The following is a 19411-nucleotide window of genomic DNA, read 5'->3' as shown; positions in this document are numbered from 1 at the left end:
CCAGGCGCGGGGGGACATCATCGGTGAGTGGGGACGAACCACCGGGGCGGCTGTGCGCTCGGGACCGGACGACCGGGTAGGGTCTGACGCCGTGCCCGGCAATCCACGCCCCCGTACCATTACCGGACTCCGGCTCGGCGATCTCGCCGACCGGCTCGCCGTCGAGCCGCCGCCAGGCGCCGCCGACGTCGCGGTGACCGGGGTGACCCACGCCAGCCAGGAGGTCCGCCCCGGCGACCTGTACGCCGCGCTGCCCGGCGCCCGTCGGCACGGCGCGGAGTTCGCCGCCGGCGCGGCGGCGGCGGGCGCGGTGGCCGCCCTGACCGACCCGGCCGGCGCCCCGGCGGTGGCCGCGGCGGGCCTGCCCGCGCTGATCGTGCCCGACCCCCGCGCGGTGCTCGGCGCCCTCGCCTCCGCCGTCTACGGCGATCCCACCACCGGGCTGACCGTCATCGGGATCACCGGAACGGCCGGCAAGACCTCCACCGCCTACCTCGTCGAGTCGGGGCTGCGCGCCGCCGGCCACGTGACCGGGCTGATCGGCACGGTGGAGACCCGGCTGGGCGACCTGGTGGTCGACAGCGTGCGGACCACGCCGGAGGCCACCGACCTGCACGCCATGCTCGCCGCAGCCCGGGAACGCGGCGTGACCGCGCTGGTCATGGAGGTCTCCAGCCACGCCCTGGCGATGGGTCGGGTCGGCGGGGTGCGGTTCACCGTGGGCGGGTACACCAACTTCGGCTCCGACCACCTGGACTTCCACGCCGACTCGGCGGACTACTTCGCCGCGAAGGCCCAGCTGTTCGACGGGCGCTGCGCGGTCGAGGTGCTCAACCACGACGACCCGGCCCTGCGCCCGCTGTTCAGGCCCGCCACGGTCAGCTACTCGGCCGCCGGCGACCCGACCGCCACCTGGTACGCCGGCGATGTCGACGGCGAGGGCTACGCCCAGCGGTTCACCGCCCACGGCCCCGACGGGCTGACCGTGCCGGCGGGGGTGGCGCTGCCCGGGCGGCACAACGTGGCCAACGCCCTGCTGGCCATCGCCGCGCTGGTCGCCGCCGGGGTGGACGCGGAGACCGCCGCCGCCGGGGTGGCCGCCTGCGGCGGGGTCCCCGGCCGGCTGGAGCTGGTCTCCACGGCCGGCCCGGTGCGCGGGGTGGTCGACTACGCGCACAAGACCGACGCGATCGTGGCCGCCCTGGCCGCGCTGCGCGAGCTGAGCGCCGGGCGGCTGATCTGTGTCATCGGCGCCGGCGGCGACCGGGACCGGGGCAAGCGGCCGGCGATGGGCGCCGCCGCCGCGCAGGGGGCCGACGTGGTGCTGGTGACCGACGACAACCCGCGCACCGAGGACCCGGGCGCGATCCGGGCGGAGGTGCTGGCCGGGGCGTACCGGGCCGGGGCCCCGGCCCGGATCGTCGAGGTGGCCGGCCGCCGGGCGGCGATCGACGAGGCGGTCCGGCTGGCCGCCCCGGGCGACGTGGTGGCTGTGCTCGGCAAGGGCCACGAGCGCGGGCAGGAGGTCGGCGGCGAGGTGCTGCCGTTCGACGACCGGACCGAGCTGGCCGACGCGCTGCGCGCCCGCTTCGGCGACCTGGCGGGTCAGCGATGATCCCGCTGACGCTGGCCGAGTTGGCCGGGGCGGTCGACGGCCGGCTGCTCGCCGCCGACCCGGCCGCCCGGGTGACCGGCCCGGTCGAGTTCGACTCGCGCAAGGTGTCCGCCGGGACGCTGTTCGTGGCGTTCCCCGGGGAGAAGGTCGACGGCCACGACTACGCCGCCGCGGCCGTCGAGGCCGGCGCGGTCGCGGTGCTCGGCACCCGGGAGGTGCCCGGGGTGCCGATGGTGCTGGTCGCCGACGCCCTGGACGCGATGGGCCGGCTGGCCCGGGCCGTGGTGGACCGGCTGCCCGAACTGACCGTGATCGGGTTGACCGGCTCGTCCGGGAAGACCACCACGAAGGACCTGATCGCCCAGCTCACCGTCCGGCTCGGCCCCACGGTGGCCCCGCCCGGGTCGTTCAACAACGAGCTGGGGCACCCGTGGACGGCGTTGCGGGCCGACCCGGACACCCGGTTCCTGGTGCTGGAGAAGGGCGCCCGGGGGGTGGGGCACGTGCGCTACCTGTGCGAGGTGGTGCCGCCCCGGATCTCCGTGGTGCTCAACGTCGGCGTGGCGCACCTCGGCGAGTTCGGCTCGGTGGAGAACATCGCGCTGGCCAAGGGGGAGCTGGTCGAGTCGCTGCCGGCCGACGGGCTGGCCGTGCTCAACGCCGACGACCCGCTCGTCGACGCGATGGCCGGGCGTACCCGGGCCCGGGTGGTCCGCTACGGCGAGGCCGCGCATGCCGACGTCCGGGCCGTGGACGTGACCCTGGACGGGCGGGGCCGGGCGTCGTACACCCTGGTGACCCCGGAGGGGAGCGCGCCGGTGCGGCTCGGGCTGACCGGCCGGCACCAGGTCTCCAACTCGCTGGCCGCCGCCGCGGTGGCCCGGGAGCTGGGCATGTCGTTGACCGAGCTGGCCGCCGCTCTGGGCGAGCTGGGTCTGGTCTCCACCCGTCGGATGGACGTCTTCGAGCGCCCCGACGGCGTGACGGTGATTGACGATTCGTACAACGCGAACCCGGCGTCGATGGCGGTGGCGCTACAGGCGCTCGCCGGCATGCGCGGCGGGGGGCGCACGCTCGCGGTGCTCGGCTACATGGCCGAGCTGGGGCCGTACGAACGGGACGGACATCTGGAGGTCGGCCGGCTCACGGCCGGGCTGGGGGTGGACCGGCTGCTCGTGGTGGGCGAGCCGGCGGCGCCGATCCATGAGGGCGCGACAGCGGTAGAGGACTGGGGAGGAGAGTCGGTGCTGCTCACCGATCAGGCGGCGGCCGTCGAGATGCTGCGGGGCGAACTACGACCGGGGGACGTGGTCCTGGTGAAGGGCTCCCGGTACCGCACCTGGGAGGTGGCCGACGCGCTGCGCGTCGACGCCACGGGCGAGGGGGCCGCCGCATGAGGGCGGTGATCATCGCCATCGGGGTGGCGTTCCTCGTCTCGCTCTTCTGCACCCCGATCGCGATCAAGGTGTTCGCCCGGCTCAAGGCCGGCCAGCCGATCCGATCGAACCTCGGGCTTGCCAGCAACGAGGGCAAGAAGGGCACGCCGACGATGGGCGGCGTGGTCTTCATCCTGGCCACGGTCATCGCGTACGTCGCCGGGCACCTGGCCCTGACCACCCTGCCGGACGCGCAGATCGCCCAGGTCGAGCCGACCATCACCGCGCTGTTCCTGCTGGGTCTGATGGTCTTCTCCGGCGCGGTCGGCTTCATCGACGACTTCCTGAAGGTCCGCAAGCGGAACAGCGGCGGGCTCAACAAGCGGGGCAAGCTGGCCGGTCAGATCCTGGTCGGCGCGGTCTTCGGCGTCGTCGCGCTGTACTTCCCGAGCAGCATGACCGACGCCACCGGCGCGGCCACCAACACCGAGACGGTGGGCGCCAGCACGCTGAGCTTCATCCGGGACATCCCCGCCCTGGACATCAGCAAGATCGGCGCGGTGGTCATCTTCATCTTCGTGGTGATGGCGGCGACCAACGGCGTGAACCTCACCGACGGCCTCGACGGCCTCGCCACCGGCGCGTCGGTGATGGTCCTTGCGGCGTACGCGCTGATCGCGTTCTGGCAGTACCGGCACTGGTGCGCCGACCCGGCGTACACGGCGAACCCGAACAACTACTGCTACACCGTCCGGGATCCGCTGGAGATCGCGCTGATCGCCGGGGCGGCGGCCGGGGCCTGCGTCGGCTTCCTGTGGTGGAACACCTCCCCGGCCCGGATCTTCATGGGCGACACCGGGGCGCTGGGCCTGGGCGGCCTGATCGCCGGCATGGCGATGTCCACCCGGACCATCCTGCTGCTGCCGATCATCGGCGGGCTGTTCGTGATCATCACGATGTCGGTGGTCATCCAGATCATCTCGTTCCGCACCACCGGCAAGCGGGTGTTCCGGATGTCGCCCCTGCAGCACCACTTCGAGCTCGCCGGCTGGAGCGAGGTCAACATCGTGGTCCGGTTCTGGATCATCGCCGGGATCGGCGTGGCCATCGCGCTGGGGCTGTTCTACAGCGACTTCCTGGCCGCGATGGGCTGAGCCGCCCCGCGGCTCCTGAGCCGTCCGGAGGGCCTCCTGCGATAGCAGGGGGCCCTCCTTTTCGCCGGTCCGACACGCCGACCACGGCGTTCGGCGGGAACGGGCCGGTCGCATTCGCCATGATGGGCGGGTGGGGGAGGACCGAGGTACCGGCACGACGACAATCGACACGTCTCCGAGGCGGGCGGCGGGGGGTGGGCGCACCGCCGATCCGCCGGGCCCGGCGCCGGGGTTCGGCCTGGACGCCGCAGGCGGGCTGGCGGCGCTGCGCGGCCTGCTGGCCCGGCCGCTGGCCTCGTACTACCTGCTGATCTCCAGCGCCAGTCTGCTGCTGGTGATCGGCCTGACCATGGTCTTCTCGGCCACCAGCGTGAAGAACTACGCCGAGGAGGGCAACGCCTTCGCCGACCTCACCCAGCAGGCCATCTTCGCGGTGATCGGGGTGGTGGCGTTCTGGGTCTGCCAGCGGCTGCCGGCGAGCACCTACCGCTCGGTCGCCCGGATCGCGCTCGGGATCGCGGTGGGATTGCTGCTGGTGCTCAACCTGCTGCTCGCCCTGAACTCGTTCTTCGGGGTGCAGGGGATCGGGCCGCTGAAGGCGGAACTGCTCTGGCTGTTCATCGGCGGCATCCAGCTCCAGCCGTCCGAGCTGGCGAAGTTCGCGCTGGTGCTCTGGGGTGCCGACGTGCTGGCCCGCAAGGGCGCCCGGCTCGGCTGGTGGAAGGAGCTGGCCACCCCGCTGTTCCCGGTGGTCGCGCTGTTGTTCGTGCTGGTCGGCTACAACGACGTCGGCACCATGCTCTGCCTGCTCGCCCTGGTCGTCGGGCTGCTCTGGGCGGCCGGGGTACGGGCCAAGGTCTTCGCGGTCCTGTCGGTGATCGGCCTGGTCGGCATCGGCCTGCTGGTCGCCGCCGCCTCGCTCGGCGCCGGGTCGGGGGCCAAGGGACAGGAGAACTACCGGTTGGCCCGGCTGACCGTCTTCATCAACCCGCCCGATCCGGCGAAGTGCTTCGAGACCTGGTGCTACCAGCCGGTCCAGGCCCGCAACGCCATCGAGCACGGCGGCTGGTTCGGCGTCGGGCTGGGCAAGAGCAGCCTCAAGTTCGGCTGGCTGCCCGAGGCGCACAACGACTTCATCTTCGCCGTGCTCGCCGAGGAACTGGGCGTCGTCGGCTGCGTGGTGCTGATCACCCTGTTCGCGGTGCTCGGCTACACCGGCCTGCGGATCGCCCGGCGGGTGGAGGACCCGTTCCGCCGGCTCGCCGCGGCCGGGGCGACCACCTGGCTGATCGGCCAGGCGATCATCAACATCGGCGGGGTCATCGGCCTGATGCCGATGACCGGCGTGCCGCTGCCGTTCATCTCCGACGGCGGAAGCGCCCTGGTGGTGACCCTGGCGGCGATCGGGATGCTGGCCTCGTTCGCCCGCGCGGAACCCGACGCGGCCCGAGCCCTGCATGCCCGTCCGCCCGCCCGATGGGTCCGACTACTCTGGGCCCCGTTGCCGCCGCTTCCCGGCCGGCGCCGCCGTCCGGCGCCGCCGCCGCCGGACCGTGGGTCCGTACCCCGGTCCCGAGGGCGGCGCGAGGACGACCAGGCCGCATCCCGCGGCGCCCGGCCCGACCGGGCCCGGGGCGGGACGGCGAGCGAGAGGAGACGCTGATGGGTCCGCTGCGTTCGGTGGTGCTCTGCGGAGGGGGCACGGGTGGCCACATCTACCCGCTGCTCGCCTTCGCCGACTGCCTGCGCCGACACGACCCGGGCGTCCGGATCACCTGCCTCGGCACACCGAAGGGCCTGGAGAACGAGCTGATCCCGCCGGCCGGCTACGACCTGCGGCAGATCCCGGCGTACCAGCTTCCCCGGTCGGTGAGCATGAGCCTGGTCCGCACCCCGGACCGGATGTGGAAGGCGGCCCGCGCGGCGGGCAAGGTGATCGACGAGGTCCGGGCCGACGTGGTCGTGGGCTTCGGCGGGTACGTCTCGGTGCCCGGCTACCTCGCCGCCTGGCGGCGCGAGCTGCCGATCGTCATCCACGAGGTCAACGTGCCGCCGGGGGTGGCCAACCGGCTCGGCATGAAGTTCACCGACAACGTGGCCGTCGGCTTCCCGCACCAGCCGGCGCAGGCCGAGGCGCTGCGCGACGCCCGGGTCGTCGGCGTGCCGCTGCGCCGGGGCATCGCGGGGCTGGACCGGGCCGCCAACGCCGCCGCCGCCCGCGCCCACTTCGGACTCCGCCCCGACCTGCCGGTGCTCTTCGTCGCCGGCGGTTCGCAGGGTGCCCGCTCGATCAACCTCGCGGTGGCCGGGGCGGCCAAGGAGTTGGCCCGGCACGGGGTGCAGGTGCTGCACGTGATGGGTGCCCGCAACGAGCCGGTGCCGATCCCCACCGACCTGCCGGTGCCGTACGTGACCCTGCCGTACCTGTCCCAGATGGAGATCGGCTACGCGGCAGCCGACCTGATGCTCGGCCGGGGCGGGGCGATGACCTGCGCCGAGGTCGCGGCGATCGGCCTGCCCACCGTCTACGTGCCGTACCCGCACAGCAACCAGGAGCAGAAGCGCAACGCGCTGCCCGTGGTGGAGGCCGGCGGCGGGCTGCTCGTCGACGACGCCGAGCTGACCCCGGCCTGGGTGGAGCGCACCATCATTCCGCTGATCCGCGACCCGCACCGGCTCGCCGCGATGGGCGCCGCCGCATCGGCCTACGGGCGGCGCGACGGCGACGAGGTGCTGCTGAACTTCGTCTACGAGGCGGTGGCCAAATGAGTGCGAGGGCCGTCGAGACCGGAAGGTACCCGTCATGAACACCGCGCAGTTCACCCCGGCCGGCACACTGACCGCCGAGGACCTGGGCCGGATCCACCTGATCGGGGTCGGCGGGGTCGGGATGAGCGGGCTGGCCCGGCTCTTCCTCACCCGGGGCCTGCCGGTCTCCGGCAGCGAACTGCGGGACTGGCCGTCGCTGGCCGGGCTGCGCGCCCTCGGCGGGACCATCCACTCCCGCCACGAGGTGTCCAACCTCGACGGCGTCGACACCGTGGTCTACTCCTCGGCGATCCCGCAGGACCACCTGGAGATGGTGGAGGCGCGTCGGCGCGGGCTGCGGGTGCTGCACCGCTCCGAGGCCCTGGCCGCGGCGATGACCGGCCGGCGGACCGTGGCGGTGGCCGGCACCCACGGCAAGACCACCACCACCTCGATGGTGACGATGGTGCTCCAGCAGGCCGGCGTCGATCCGTCCTTCGTCATCGGCGGGGAGATCTCCGAGGTCGGCTCCGGGGCGCACCACGGCACCGGCGAACACTTCGTGGTCGAGGCGGACGAGAGCGACCGCTCGTTCCTGATCTACCGCCCGTACGTCTCGGTCATCACGAACATCGAGGCGGACCACCTCAACACCTACGGCGACCTGGCCACCCTGGAGGCGGCGTTCGCCGAGTTCGCCCGGCTCACCGACCCCGACGGGTTCATCGTCACCTGCGCCGACGACCCGGGCGGGCGGCGGCTGGCCGAGACGCTGCGGGCCGAGGGCCGCCGGGTGCACACGTACGGCGAGGCGCCCGACGCCGACCTGCGGCTGAGCGACATCGTCTCGTCCGCCCAGGGGGTGCGCTACCTGGCCGAGGTGGACGGCCGTTCGCTGGGTGAGATCCGGCTGCCGGTGCCGGGGCGGCACATGGGGCTCAACAGCGCCTCGGCGGTGCTGACCGCGTACCTGCTGGGGTTGCCGGTCGAGGCGGCGGAGGCCGCGCTCGGCGCGTTCCCGGGGGTGCGGCGGCGCTTCGAGCGCAAGGGTGTGGCCGACGGCGTGCTGGTCTACGACGAGTACGCCTACCACCCGACGTCGATGACCCTGGCGTTGCAGACGCTGCGTGAGGTGGCCGGCGACGGGCGGGTGATCGTGGTGTTCCAGCCGTACCGGCTCTACCGGACCCGGGACCTGCAGGCGGAGATCGCCGCGGCGCTGGACATCGCCGACGAGCTGGTGCTGCTGGAGGTCTTCGGGCCGGGCGAGCTGCGCCAGCCGGGTGAGGGCTCGGCCGCGCTGGTCGAGGCCGTGTCGCTGCCGGCCGAACGGAAGGTCTTCGTGGACTCCTGGGACGACGCGCCGGTGGAGGTGGTCCGCCGGGCCCGCCCCGGTGACGTGGTGGTGACCATGGGTGCGCCGCCGATCTCGCTGATGGGCGACCAGCTCCTGGACGCCCTGACGGCCCGCTCCGGTGACGCCGCCGCCGTCGGACCGGACGGCTCGGCGGCCACCGCCGGATGAGCCCCGGTCCGGCGCGCGGCCGTACCGCCGGCGTGGACCCGGGCGGCGGTCGGCGAGGGCCGGTGCGCCGCTGGCAGCTGGTCCGGGCCGGCACCGACGCGGTGCCGCCGTCCACCCGGCGGTTCATGGCCCGGGCCCGGCAGCGCCGGATGCGCGCGGCGCTGCCCTGGGCGGTGGCCGCCGGGGTGTTCGCCCTGGCCGCGCTGGTGGGCTGGACGGTCTTCGGCACCGGCCTGCTCGGGGTGCGCGAGGTCCGGGTGGAGGGCGCCGAACTGGTCAGCGCGGTGCAGGTCCGTGAGGCCGCCGCGGTGCCGGACGACTTTCCGCTGGCCCGGGTGGACCTGGCCGGCACCGGCCGGCGGATCGGCACGTTGGCCCCGGTGGAGCGGGCGACGGTCACCCGGGACTGGCCGGGCACGCTGGTGGTGCGGGTGGTGGAGCGGACGCCCGTGGCAACGGTGCCGCAGGGCGGCGCGTTCGCGGTGGTCGACCGCTCCGGGGTGGTCTTCCGGTCCCTGCCACGGCAGCCGGACGGCCTGCCGGTGGTGCGGGTCGGCCGGCCGGGCCCGGAGGACCCCGGCACCCGGGCCGGGTTGGAGGTGCTGGGCGTGCTCACTCCCCAGCTTCGCGGGCAACTGGTGGAGGTGACCGTGGAGGGGCTGGCCCGGATCAGCCTGCGGCTGCGCGGCGACCGGACCGTGGTCTGGGGGGACGCCACCCGGGGCGCGGACAAGGCCCGGGTGGCCACGGCCCTGCTCGGTCGTGAGGCCGACACCATCGACGTCAGCGCTCCGGACGTGGTCACCTTCAAGTGACCGGCCGGTCAGTGGGGCCGTCCGGGGTGGCCGGTGGGCGGCGGAAGTGAGGCGTGGCCCTCTCCGGGCGGCGACACGCCGGGCGGGTCCTTGGCTCCGGGCGTGAGGCCGCTTACGTTGCCCCGAAGAGGATCAGTAGTTGACATAACTGTAAGCCTCTAGTAGAGGGTGAGGGTTCAGCTCGGCCTCGCAGGGACAAGCTGATGTCGACGCTGGTCTGGCCAAGCCGTGTGGGGTCGGCCCATGCCAATCTCGAAGGGAAAGGACCGGAGATGACACCTCCGCACAACTACCTGGCGGTCATCAAGGTCGTCGGCATCGGGGGTGGCGGCGTCAACGCCGTCAACCGGATGATCGAGGTTGGGCTCAAGGGCGTCGAGTTCATCGCGATCAACACCGACGCGCAGGCGCTGCTGATGAGCGACGCCGACGTGAAGCTGGACGTCGGCCGCGAGCTGACCCGCGGGCTCGGCGCGGGCGCCAACCCGGACGTGGGCAAGAACGCCGCCGAGGACCACCGCGACGAGATCGAGGAGGTGCTCAAGGGCGCCGACATGGTCTTCGTGACCTGCGGCGAGGGCGGCGGCACCGGCACCGGCGGAGCGCCGGTGGTGGCGAACATCGCCCGCAAGCTCGGCGCGCTGACCATCGGCGTGGTCACCCGGCCCTTCTCGTTCGAGGGCAAGCGCCGCCAGGTGCAGGCCGAGGCGGGAATAGACGAGCTGCGCAACCAGTGCGACACGCTGATCGTCATCCCGAACGACCGGCTGCTGGCGCTCGGCGACCGCAACATCAGCATGATGGACGCGTTCCGTACCGCCGACCAGGTGCTCCTCTCCGGTGTCCAGGGCATCACCGACCTGATCACCACTCCGGGTCTGATCAACCTGGACTTCGCCGACGTCAAGAGCGTGATGAGCGGCGCGGGCAGCGCCCTGATGGGCATCGGCAGCGCGCGCGGGGAGAACCGCGCGGTCGAGGCGGCCGAGGCGGCCATCTCCAGCCCGCTGCTGGAGCAGAGCATGGACGGCGCGCGTGGCGTGCTGCTCTCCATCGCCGGCGGCTCCGACCTGGGCCTGTTCGAGATCAACGACGCGGCCCAACTGGTCACCGACGCGGCCCACCCGGACGCCAACATCATCTTCGGCGCGGTCATCGACGACGCGCTCGGCGACGAGGTGCGGGTCACCGTGATAGCCGCCGGCTTCGACGGCGGCACCCCGGCGTACAAGGCGGTCGAGACGAGCCGCAAGACCAACCAGAACCAGCCGACCCAGCCCACCCCGCCGGCCACGCCGCAGACCACCATGCCGGCGCCCACCCAGTCGCCGCGTCGGGTGCTCTTCGACGACGTGGACGTGCCGGACTTCCTCAAGAACGGATCCTGACCGGCGGCCATGACCGACGCGAAGCCGACCGTGCTCCCGGACCGCCAGGCCGAGCTGGCGGCCGGGTTGGCTCAGGTCCAGGCCCGGATCGCCGACGCCTGCGCGCTCGCCGGGCGGGCCCGGTCCGAGGTCACCATGGTCGCGGTCACCAAGACGTACCCGGCCTCCGACGTGCTGGCCCTCGCCGGGCTCGGGGTGACCGAGGTGGGGGAGAACCGGGACCAGGAGGCGGCCGGCAAGGCCGCCGAGGTGGCCGCCGCCGGGGCGAGGCCGCGGTGGCACTTCATCGGGCAGTTGCAGCGCAACAAGTGCCGTTCGGTGGTCAGGTACGCCGACGTCGTCCAGTCGGTCGACAGCGCCCGGCTGGCCCGGGCGCTGGGCGCCGCTGCGGTGGCCGGCCGGGATCGGCCCGTCGACGCGCTGATCCAGGTCAGCATCGACGGCGACCCGACCCGCGGCGGCGCGCTGCCGGGCTCGGCCGACCCGGACGCCGGACTGCACCCGGTGGCCGAGGCGGTGGCCCGCGCGGAGGGGCTGCGGCTGGCCGGGCTGATGGCGGTGGCCCCGCTGGGCTGGGAGCCGGAGCGGGCGTTCGCCCGGCTGGCCGAGGTGGCGCGGGAGTTCCGGGCCGCCCACCCGGAGGCGGTCATGCTCTCCGCCGGAATGAGCGGCGACCTGGAAACCGCGATCGGGTACGGCGCGACACATGTCCGCGTCGGCAGCGCGTTGCTCGGAATGCGTTCCACGCTGCGGTAGCCTGACCGCGAGAGAAGCAAATTACATCAGTGTTGTTTCAGGAGCGGCGTCCCGTTGCCAGGGGGTCGGGCCCGTGACCGCGAATCGCGGGCCGGGGATTGCCGTTCCGGTCCGGTGGGCAGTTGTCTACCCGCGAGAAGCGACACGGCACGGGGGCGCGTGCCGCACGGCGGACGGAAGGGCGCGGGATGGGTGCACTGCGCAAGGCGGGGGTCTGGCTCGGTCTGGTCGAGGAGGACGACGAGCGGGCCTACGACGACGGTGGCTACGAAAAGGGTGGCTACCGCGAGTCGCGTTACCGGCAGGGCCGGTACGCGGAGGAGTTCGCCGACGACGATGACGACGAGGCCGACGAGCCGCCGGCTCCCCGACCCCGGGCAGGGGAGCGGGGCCGGCTGACCGAACGCTCCGCGAGCCGCGCGCTGGACACCGACCGGGCCGAGTCCGACCGTCCGGAGCGGGTCGAGCGCGAGCGTGCCGACCGGTCCAGCGTCCGGTCGATCACCCGCAACTCCGCCGGTGACGGCTCGGGCACGTTGAGCTACCACACCCGGGACAACCTGGCCCTGGCCCCGCAGGGGCAGGCCCGGGAGCGGGCGGTGCCGGCCGAGGAGGAGCAGCGGTACCAGATCACCACGCTGCACCCGACCACGTACCGTGAGGCCCGCACGATCGGGGAGCACTTCCGGGACGGCGTTCCGGTGATCATCAACCTCACCGAGATGGACGAGGCGGATGCCCGCCGACTGGTCGACTTCGCCGCCGGGTTGGCGTTCGGCCTGCGCGGTACGATCGAGCGCGTGACCAACCGGGTGTTTCTGCTCTCACCGGCCAACGTCCAGGTCACCGCAGAGGACAAGGCCAAGATTGCCGAGGGCGGGTTCTTCAGCCTGAGTTAGCCCCGGCCGACCGAGGGACGTCGCCTGCTGTGTTGTCGATCCTGCTGCAAGTCCTGTACCTGATTCTGTATGTCTTCCTGATCATTCTTCTGGCCCGGTTTGTCCTCAGCGCGGTGCTCGCCTACGGCCGCCGCTGGCAGCCGGGGCGGGGGGCGACGGCGGGACTGGAATCCGTGTGGAGCGTCACTGATCCGCCTCTGAAGGCGTTGAGGCGTGTGATCCCTCCGCTGCGCATTGGTACCGTGAGCATCGACCTGGCCTCCCTTGTGCTCCTGGTTATCCTGTTCGTGCTGATGGAGTTCGTGTTGAAGCGGCTGATCCGCGGGTGGTGAACACCCGCAGGCCCAGCCCGCTACGCGGCCGCAACTGACCCGAGGAGTTTCGATGCCGCTGACCCCGGCCGACGTACACAACGTCGCCTTCAAAAAGCCGCCGATCGGCAAGCGGGGGTACGACGAGGAGGAGGTCGACGCCTTCCTGGACGAGGTCGAGCGTGAGCTTGCCCGTCTGATCGAGGAGAACAACGAGCTGCGCGCCCAGGTGGAGCGTGGCGGCCGTGGCGGCGCTCCCGCCGGCCCCGGCGGTGACGCCCGGCTCGCCGCCGAGCTGAACGACGTCAAGGCCCAGCTCGACCGGGTGCAGCGTGACAAGGCGGCGGCCGAGCAGGCCGCCCGCGCGATGCAGGCCGAGCTGGAGCAGGTCCGTACCCAGGGCGGCCCTGCCGTGGCCGGCGACGGCGAGCAGCAGGCGCTGCGGGTGCTGATGATGGCCCAGCGCACCGCCGACGACCACGTCTCCGACGCCCGTCGGGAGGCCGACCAGCTGCTCTCCGAGGCCCGTTCGAACGCCGAGGAGGTCACCCGTGAGGCGCGCTCCAAGGCTGACGCCCTGGAGCGCGACGCCCGCCAGCGGCACCAGGAGGCCATGGGCGGCCTGGACGCCAAGCGCACCGCGCTGCAGAAGCACATCGAGGAGCTCAAGCAGTTCGAGCGGGAGTACCGCACCCGGCTCAAGGCGTACCTGGAGAGCCAGCTGCGCGACCTCGACGGCCGCGGTCAGGGCCTGGAGGCCGAGATGACCCGCGAGGGCAGCCGGGCCGTGGGCGGCAGCAACGGCCTCGCGGCAGCCGGCCTCGCCGGCTCGTACAGCGGCGGTCGGTCCGGCGCCCTGGAGTCGGGTCGCTGATTCCGGTACGGCGGTCGTCGTGGGGACGACCGCCGACCACGCCCACCTGAATCCGACGCGGCGGGGGTGAGCCGTGATAGTCGTAAGCCTGTTGCTCATCCTCGTCGCCGTCGTGCTCCTGGTGGTCGGCCTCACCGGTGGCTCCAGCCTGCCGCTGACCGCCTCCATCGCGGCCAGCCTGCTGGCCGCCGTCGCGTTGGTGGTCGGTGCCCGCCAGGCAGCCGCCACCCGGGCGGCAGCCGGGCGTTCCGATCCGGACGCCACCTGGGTCCGCCGGCGACCGGCCGGCGACGACCCGGAGGCCGAGTCTCACTTCCCGGCCGGGGCGGACATCCCGGCCCAACATGTTCCCCCGACGATCGGTGCCGACGACACCGGGTGGCGGCAACCACCCGGGTCGTCGGCCGTCGTCGGGGAGGACCCGCACGACGACGGGCAGCCGTACGCAACCGAGGACCCGCACGACGACGGGGAGCCGTACGCGGCCGAGGACCCGTACGCCGGTCCGGCCGACCCGGACCAGGCCGCGGCGCCGCCGGACGAGCCGCCCGCGCTGCGGGTGTCCCCGTCGGACGCCGCGCTGGTCGCTCAGCTCGACGACGAGGTCCAGGTCGTCGACGGGCGGCCCCGCTATCACCTGGCCGACTGCTCGCACCTGTTCGGCCGTGTCGCCGAGCCGCTGCCGGTGGCCGAGGCCGTCCGGCTGGGCTTCACCCCGTGCGCCGGCTGCGCGCCGGACACCTTCCTGCTCGCCGACGCCCGGCCACTCTGACACCCGATGGACGACATGCTCACCGTTGCCGTGCGGGTGAAGCCGGGGGCAGCCCGGGCCCGGGTCGGCGGCCGGCACGACGGCCCGCACGGGCCGGCCCTGGTGATCGCCGTGAACGCCCCGCCGGTCGACGGCCGGGCCACCGAGGCGGCTCGTCGGGCGCTGGCCGAGGCGCTCGGCGTCCGGCCGGCGGCCGTGTCGTTGCGGGCCGGCTCGGCCAGCCGGGACAAGCTCTTCCTCGTCGAGCGGCCGTCGCCGGAGCTGGCGCAGGCGCTGCGCCGGCTGCGCGACGGGGCCGACCGGTGACGGCTGCCCGCCCCGGGCCGGCATGACCCCCGGGTTCGACCTCACGCTGCTGCTCGGCGCCGGGGTGCTGCTGGTGGCCGTCGGCGCGGTCCGCTTCTCCACCCGGCTGGGCGTGCCGAGCCTTCTGGTCTATCTCGCGCTCGGCATGGCGATCGGCGAGTCCGGGTTGGGTATCCGGTTCGACGATGTCGAGCTGACCCGCACCCTCGGCTTCTGCGCCCTGATCGTGATCATCGCCGAGGGCGGGTTGACCGCCCGGTGGAGCGCCCTGCGACCGGTGCTCGGGCTGGCCGCGGTGCTGTCCACCGCCGGGGTGGTGGTGAGCATTCTGGTGGTCGGCCTGGCGGTGCATCTGCTGCTCGGGCTGGACTGGCGGCTGGCCATGCTCTACGGCGCGGTGCTCTCCTCGACCGACGCCGCTGCCGTCTTCGCCACCCTGCGCCGGCTGCGCCTGCCGCCCCGGCTGGTCGCCACCCTGGAGGCCGAGTCGGGGATGAACGACGCCCCGGTGGTGCTGCTGGTGGTGCTGCTGTCCCGGGCGGCCGCCGAGGCCGCCCACCCGTGGTGGTACGAGGGTCTGCTGCTCGCCTACGAGCTGGGCGTGGGCGTCGCGGTCGGGTTGGGCGTCGGGCTCGCCGGCCGGGCGGCGTTGCGCAAGGCGGCGCTGCCCTCGGCCGGGCTCTACCCGATCGCGGCGGTCGGCTTCACCGTGCTCGCGTACGCGGCGGGCGCGGTGCTGCACGCCTCCGGCTTCCTGGCCGTGTACGTCGCGGGGGTGCTGCTGGGCAATGCCCGGTTGCCGCATCGGCAGGCCATCCTCGGCTTCGCCGACGGGCTGGCCTGGCTGGCCCAGATCGGCCTGTTCGTCCTGCTGGGGCTGCTGGCCTCGCCGGCCCGGCTGGACGCGGCGCTGCTGCCGGCGATCGTCGCCGGGCTGGCGCTGGTGCTGGCGGCCCGGCCGCTGTCGGTGGCGGTGTCCGCCTGGCCGTTCCGGTTCGGCCTGCGCGATCAGGCGTTCCTGTCCTGGGCCGGGCTGCGCGGTGCGGTGCCGATCGTGCTGGCGACCATTCCGCTGTCGGAGCGGGTGCCGGGCGCGGAGCGGCTCTTCGACGCGGTCTTCGTGCTGGTGGTCATCTTCACCCTGCTCCAGGCGGGCACCCTCGCCCCGGCCGCCCGCTGGCTGGGGGTGACCGCGCCGGCGGAGCCGGCGGAGATCCGGGTGGAGAGCGCCCCGCTGGAGCGGATGCGGGCGGACCTGCTCCAGTTGGAGGTGCCCCCGCAGTCGCGGCTGGCCGGCGTCCACGTGGACGAGTTGCGGCTGCCGGTGGGCGCCTCGGTGACCCTGGTGCTGCGCGACGGGACGGGCTTCGTGCCCGGCCCGGACACCCGGCTGAAGACCGGCGACAGCCTGCTGATCGTGGCGACGTCGGGGGTGCGGGACGCCGCTGAGCGGCGGCTGCGCGCGGTCAGCCGCCGGGGACGCCTGGCCCGGTGGTTTGGCGAGTACGGCGAGGATCGCGACGATTGATCTGCTAGCGTTCTTTTTGCCCATTTGAGGGCTTTTCGGGGCGGAATGGCGGGGCGGCGGTGCGGCACGTTGTCGGACGCCTGTACGTTCCGTATTCTTGCCAACCTCCGGAGTGCGCGGCGACCGTTGCCGTGCGCCCGTTTTGTTACCTGGGGGCGCCAGGCCGGCGACCCCTGTCCAGGGGCCGCGGCAGCGCCGCGGCGCCGCGGCGCTAGGGAGCGACGATGGCGAAGCCAGCCGACACCAGGACCGCCGGCCGCAAGCCGACGGCCAAGGCCACCCGCAGCGCCGCCGAGACCGAGAAGATCCGGGCGGCCCTGGCAGCGCGGCGGGACGAGTTGCGCGCCGAGTACGATCAGACGTTGAGCGAGATCACCGAGCTGCAGCGCGACCGGCTGACGGACTCGGCCGGGGACGACCAGGCCGACACCGGCACCAAGACGTTCGAGCGTGAGCAGGAGATCTCACTCGCCAACAGCATCCGGGAACGGATCACGCAGGTCGAGCGGGCGCTGGAGCGGCTCGACGAGGGCGGCTACGGCTGGTGCGAGCGGTGCGGCGACCCGATCCCGGTGGAGCGGCTCGCCGCCTTCCCGTCGGCGACGCTCTGCGTGAAGTGCAAGCAGCTGGAGGAGCGGCGCTGAATTCGCTCCCCGGCCGATCAGGACGGTGAGCGATCACCGCCGAGAGCGTCGATGGGGAGCAGATGACGGCTACACCGCCCGCCGGGTCCGAGACCGGCACCGCCGAGCCGGGCGGGGCCCCGCCCCCGGCCCGGCACCGGGCGATCGTGATCCTCGTCGCGGTCGCCCTGGTGGCGTTCCTGGCCGACCTGCTCACCAAGCACCTCGCCCTGCTCGAGCTCAGCGACAGGGAGCCGGTGAAGCTGCTCGGCGGCGCGGTCTACCTCAGCCTCACCCGCAACAGCGGCGCGGCGTGGGGCATCGGCGGCGACCACACCTGGATCTTCCCGCTGATCACCATCGGGGTGGTCGGCTGGATCGGGTGGATGGCCCTGCGACTGCGTTCGCTGCCCTGGGCGGTCTCGCTCGGTCTGGTGCTCGGCGGGGCGCTGGGTAACCTGGGCGACCGGATCTTCCGGGCCCCCGGCCACTTCGTCGGCCACGTGGTCGACATGATCAGCCTCTTCGACCCGTACGGCCAGGTATGGCCGGTGTTCAACCTGGCCGACAGCTCGCTGCTCTGCGGGGTGGTGCTGGCCGTGGTGCTGGAACTCACCGGGCGTCAGCGTGACGGCTCCCGGCTCGGCAGGGACAAGTCCGCCGACGCGGTCCCGGCCGGACAGCGGGAGCGGGCGTGACCGCGGCGTTCGCCGCGGGCGGCGACCAGCGTTCCCTGCCGGTGCCGGACGGACTGGACGGCATGCGGCTCGACCAGGCCGTGTCCCGGCTCTTCGGGCTCTCCCGCACCGCCGCCGCGGCCCTGGTCGACGCCGGTGACGCGCTGGTCGACGGCGCTGCCCGGCCCAACTCGCACAAGGTCAAGGCCAACTCGTGGCTGGAGGTGACGCTGCCGGCCCCGCCCGCCCCGCCGACCGTGGCGCCGCAGACGGTTCCCGGCCTGCGGGTGGTGTACGCCGACGACGACATCGTGGTCGTGGACAAGCCGGTGGGCGTGGCGGCCCACCCCAGCCCCGGCTGGACCGGTCCGACCGTGATCGGCGGGCTGGCCGGCGTCGGGCACCGGATCTCCACCAGCGGCGCCGCCGAGCGGCAGGGCGTGGTGCACCGCCTCGATGTCGGGACCACCGGGATCATGGCGGTGGCCAAGAGCGAGCAGGCGTACACCGCGCTGAAGCGGGCCTTCAAGTACCGCGAGGTGGAGAAGCGCTACCACGCCGTGGTGCAGGGTCACCCGGACCCGCTGCGCGGCACCATCGACGCCCCGATCGACCGGCACCCGAACCACGACTACCGGTGGGCCGTGGTCTCCGACGGCAAGCCCAGCGTCACCCACTACGACACGCTGGAGGCGTTCCCGGCGGCGAGCCTGCTGGACGTCCGGCTGGAGACCGGCCGGACCCATCAGATCCGGGTGCACTTCTCCGCCCTGCGCCACCCCTGCGTGGGCGACCTCACCTACGGCGCGGACCCGACGCTGTCCGCCCGGCTGGGCCTGGGCCGGCAGTGGCTGCACGCCCGGTCGCTGAGTTTCGTGCACCCGCGCACGGGCGACGAGGTGACCTTCGTCAGCGACTACCCGGCCGACCTGGAACGGGCGCTGGAGATCCTCCGCGACTGAGCCGACGTCCCACCGAGACTCTTCCGACGAGAGGGCCCGCGCGGTGCGCGCTACCGAACCACCGCGGTCCGACCAGCCGCCGTCGGGCCCGGACACCGGGCCGGCCGCCGCGACCGGACCCGCCGCCGGTCGCGCCCCGGCCGGAGTGGCCCGCCGGCCCCGCCTGCTCACCTCGGCCGCGCTGCTGGCGGTGGCGGCGGTGCTGCTCACCGTCGGGTGGGCGAGCCGCCAGGACCGGCCGGTGGGGGACCGCACGGTGGGCGAGGTGACCCGGGTCGGAATCGCCTCCGGCGACCCGATCCCCGGGTACCTGCGTGCCGCCGCGGCCGAGCTGGCGGCCCTGCCGGCCGGCGGGTCGACGGCCGGAACGTACGCGCTGGTGTCGTTCTCGGCGTACGTCGCCCCGGGCGGGCTGGCGGCGCTGCTCGACGGCGTGTCCGTCGCGGAGGTGGTGGTCCGGGCGCCGCTGCCCGGCCGGCAGAGCGAGATCGTCCGGCTGCCGGTCCAGTGGCTGCCGCAGGACGTGACCGCCGGGATGGCCGGGGTGGCCGCCCGCAAGGACCGCGAGGCCGCCGACCAGCGGACCCGGGCCGCCGGTGCCACCGATCCCGAGCTGCGCCGGGGGTACGAGACCGGGGCGCAGGTCGCGGCGGACGAGGCGGCGGCGTACCGGGCGGGGTGTGCCTGCGTGTACGCGGCGGTGGTGCGGGGCGGGCCGGAGGCGCTGCGCGCGCTGGCCGGTCGGCCGCGGGTCCGGTCCGTCGAACCTGCCCCGGAGCTGCGCCGGTTGGACCGCGCGGTGGTCACCCCACCGCTGCCCGAACAGCGCGACGTGGCCCGCCCGCCGGCCGACACCGGGCCGGCGCCGGGGGTGGGCGAAACGTCGGAAGCGGCACCGAAGGTCGTGGTGTCATCACCGCCTGTCAGCCCGGCGTCGGCCGGCGAGGTCGCGCCGAGCGCCGCGACCTCGCCGTACGCGGCCGACGGCGGCCCGGAGGCGGTGCCCCGGTGACAAAGACGGACCAGAATGTGCGCAGACCGGTGTGGCCCGAATAGGGTTTCGTTCGTAGCCTGTCAGGCGG

General features: G+C 73.8%; 19 protein-coding genes. All 19 read left to right on the top strand.

Annotated features, from left to right (window positions below; all coding sequences use genetic code 11):
• Positions 1-52 precede the first annotated feature (52 nt).
• The 19 genes from ACQPZO_RS21800 to ACQPZO_RS21710 all read left to right on the top strand — a co-directional run bounded on the left by ACQPZO_RS21800 (position 53) and on the right by ACQPZO_RS21710 (position 19341).
• Positions 53-1615, top strand: coding sequence for a UDP-N-acetylmuramoyl-L-alanyl-D-glutamate--2,6-diaminopimelate ligase (locus ACQPZO_RS21800; RefSeq protein WP_433343549.1), 1563 nt, complete (start codon positions 53-55; stop codon positions 1613-1615).
• A complete protein-coding gene (locus ACQPZO_RS21795) occupies positions 1612-3012 on the top strand; it encodes a UDP-N-acetylmuramoyl-tripeptide--D-alanyl-D-alanine ligase (protein ID WP_433343547.1) in 1401 nt (466 codons plus the stop codon). The genes ACQPZO_RS21800 and ACQPZO_RS21795 overlap by 4 nt, the downstream gene beginning before the upstream one ends.
• Positions 3009-4145: a phospho-N-acetylmuramoyl-pentapeptide-transferase gene (gene mraY / locus ACQPZO_RS21790; protein WP_433343545.1), complete on the top strand. Its 1137-nt coding sequence runs from the start codon at positions 3009-3011 to the stop codon at positions 4143-4145. Before ACQPZO_RS21795 ends, mraY begins: the two co-directional genes overlap by 4 nt.
• Positions 4146-4401: 256 nt before the next feature.
• A complete protein-coding gene (locus ACQPZO_RS21785) occupies positions 4402-5808 on the top strand; it encodes an FtsW/RodA/SpoVE family cell cycle protein (protein ID WP_433351140.1) in 1407 nt (468 codons plus the stop codon).
• Complete coding sequence (gene murG / locus ACQPZO_RS21780; RefSeq protein ID WP_433343544.1) at positions 5808-6914, top strand: undecaprenyldiphospho-muramoylpentapeptide beta-N-acetylglucosaminyltransferase; 1107 nt, start codon at positions 5808-5810, stop codon at positions 6912-6914. The genes ACQPZO_RS21785 and murG overlap by 1 nt, the downstream gene beginning before the upstream one ends.
• A 34-nt stretch (positions 6915-6948) precedes the next feature.
• Positions 6949-8418, top strand: coding sequence for a UDP-N-acetylmuramate--L-alanine ligase (gene murC, locus ACQPZO_RS21775; RefSeq protein WP_433343542.1), 1470 nt, complete (start codon positions 6949-6951; stop codon positions 8416-8418).
• Between the two features lie 32 nt (positions 8419-8450).
• Positions 8451-9233 (top strand): cell division protein FtsQ/DivIB, encoded by a 783-nt coding sequence (locus ACQPZO_RS21770; protein ID WP_433351138.1) that lies wholly within the window; start codon positions 8451-8453, stop codon positions 9231-9233.
• 272 nt (positions 9234-9505) lie between these two features.
• Positions 9506-10621: a cell division protein FtsZ gene (gene ftsZ, locus ACQPZO_RS21765; protein ID WP_433343540.1), complete on the top strand. Its 1116-nt coding sequence runs from the start codon at positions 9506-9508 to the stop codon at positions 10619-10621.
• A gap of 9 nt (positions 10622-10630) precedes the next feature.
• Positions 10631-11377, top strand: a complete 747-nt coding sequence (locus ACQPZO_RS21760) for a YggS family pyridoxal phosphate-dependent enzyme (protein ID WP_433343538.1) — start codon at positions 10631-10633, stop codon at positions 11375-11377.
• Between the two features lie 188 nt (positions 11378-11565).
• Positions 11566-12276 carry a cell division protein SepF gene (locus ACQPZO_RS21755; RefSeq protein WP_433343537.1) on the top strand — a complete coding sequence of 237 codons (711 nt, stop codon included), beginning with the start codon at positions 11566-11568 and terminating at the stop codon, positions 12274-12276.
• 29 nt (positions 12277-12305) lie between these two features.
• Positions 12306-12608 carry a YggT family protein gene (locus ACQPZO_RS21750; RefSeq protein WP_161690198.1) on the top strand — a complete coding sequence of 101 codons (303 nt, stop codon included), beginning with the start codon at positions 12306-12308 and terminating at the stop codon, positions 12606-12608.
• A 52-nt stretch (positions 12609-12660) separates the two neighbouring features.
• Entirely contained in the window at positions 12661-13461 is an 801-nt protein-coding gene (locus tag ACQPZO_RS21745) for a DivIVA domain-containing protein (protein WP_350884920.1), read from the top strand.
• A gap of 73 nt (positions 13462-13534) precedes the next feature.
• A complete protein-coding gene (locus ACQPZO_RS21740) occupies positions 13535-14233 on the top strand; it encodes a hypothetical protein (protein WP_433343534.1) in 699 nt (232 codons plus the stop codon).
• A gap of 6 nt (positions 14234-14239) precedes the next feature.
• Positions 14240-14539: a DUF167 domain-containing protein gene (locus tag ACQPZO_RS21735; RefSeq protein WP_433343532.1), complete on the top strand. Its 300-nt coding sequence runs from the start codon at positions 14240-14242 to the stop codon at positions 14537-14539.
• 22 nt (positions 14540-14561) lie between these two features.
• Positions 14562-16067, top strand: coding sequence for a potassium/proton antiporter (locus ACQPZO_RS21730; RefSeq protein WP_433343530.1), 1506 nt, complete (start codon positions 14562-14564; stop codon positions 16065-16067).
• Positions 16068-16291: 224 nt separating this feature from the next.
• Positions 16292-16711, top strand: a complete 420-nt coding sequence (locus ACQPZO_RS21725; protein WP_433343528.1) for a TraR/DksA family transcriptional regulator — start codon at positions 16292-16294, stop codon at positions 16709-16711.
• A gap of 62 nt (positions 16712-16773) precedes the next feature.
• Positions 16774-17388 (top strand): signal peptidase II, encoded by a 615-nt coding sequence (gene lspA, locus ACQPZO_RS21720; protein ID WP_433343526.1) that lies wholly within the window; start codon positions 16774-16776, stop codon positions 17386-17388.
• A complete protein-coding gene (locus tag ACQPZO_RS21715) occupies positions 17385-18329 on the top strand; it encodes an RluA family pseudouridine synthase (protein WP_433343524.1) in 945 nt (314 codons plus the stop codon). Before lspA ends, ACQPZO_RS21715 begins: the two co-directional genes overlap by 4 nt.
• Before the next feature lie 43 nt (positions 18330-18372).
• Positions 18373-19341 carry a hypothetical protein gene (locus ACQPZO_RS21710; protein ID WP_433343523.1) on the top strand — a complete coding sequence of 323 codons (969 nt, stop codon included), beginning with the start codon at positions 18373-18375 and terminating at the stop codon, positions 19339-19341.
• The last annotated feature ends 70 nt before the right edge of the window (positions 19342-19411 follow it).

This window comes from Micromonospora sp. CA-111912, assembly GCF_050948415.1.
In the GTDB taxonomy this organism is placed as follows: Bacteria; Actinomycetota; Actinomycetes; order Mycobacteriales; family Micromonosporaceae; genus Micromonospora.
The sequence above is the reverse complement of the archived record's forward strand: the minus strand, read 5'-3'. Positions and strand labels throughout refer to the sequence as shown.

Coding starts and splice junctions, on each gene's coding strand:
- ACQPZO_RS21755 (WP_433343537.1), top strand. CDS start 11,566: ATGGGTGCACTGCGCAAGGCGGGGGTCTGGCTCGGTCTGGTCGAGGAG.
- ACQPZO_RS21730 (WP_433343530.1), top strand. CDS start 14,562: ATGACCCCCGGGTTCGACCTCACGCTGCTGCTCGGCGCCGGGGTGCTG.
- mraY (WP_433343545.1), top strand. CDS start 3,009: ATGAGGGCGGTGATCATCGCCATCGGGGTGGCGTTCCTCGTCTCGCTC.
- ACQPZO_RS21735 (WP_433343532.1), top strand. CDS start 14,240: ATGGACGACATGCTCACCGTTGCCGTGCGGGTGAAGCCGGGGGCAGCC.
- ACQPZO_RS21725 (WP_433343528.1), top strand. CDS start 16,292: ATGGCGAAGCCAGCCGACACCAGGACCGCCGGCCGCAAGCCGACGGCC.
- ftsZ (WP_433343540.1), top strand. CDS start 9,506: ATGACACCTCCGCACAACTACCTGGCGGTCATCAAGGTCGTCGGCATC.
- ACQPZO_RS21745 (WP_350884920.1), top strand. CDS start 12,661: ATGCCGCTGACCCCGGCCGACGTACACAACGTCGCCTTCAAAAAGCCG.
- ACQPZO_RS21760 (WP_433343538.1), top strand. CDS start 10,631: ATGACCGACGCGAAGCCGACCGTGCTCCCGGACCGCCAGGCCGAGCTG.
- murG (WP_433343544.1), top strand. CDS start 5,808: ATGGGTCCGCTGCGTTCGGTGGTGCTCTGCGGAGGGGGCACGGGTGGC.
- murC (WP_433343542.1), top strand. CDS start 6,949: ATGAACACCGCGCAGTTCACCCCGGCCGGCACACTGACCGCCGAGGAC.
- ACQPZO_RS21795 (WP_433343547.1), top strand. CDS start 1,612: ATGATCCCGCTGACGCTGGCCGAGTTGGCCGGGGCGGTCGACGGCCGG.
- lspA (WP_433343526.1), top strand. CDS start 16,774: ATGACGGCTACACCGCCCGCCGGGTCCGAGACCGGCACCGCCGAGCCG.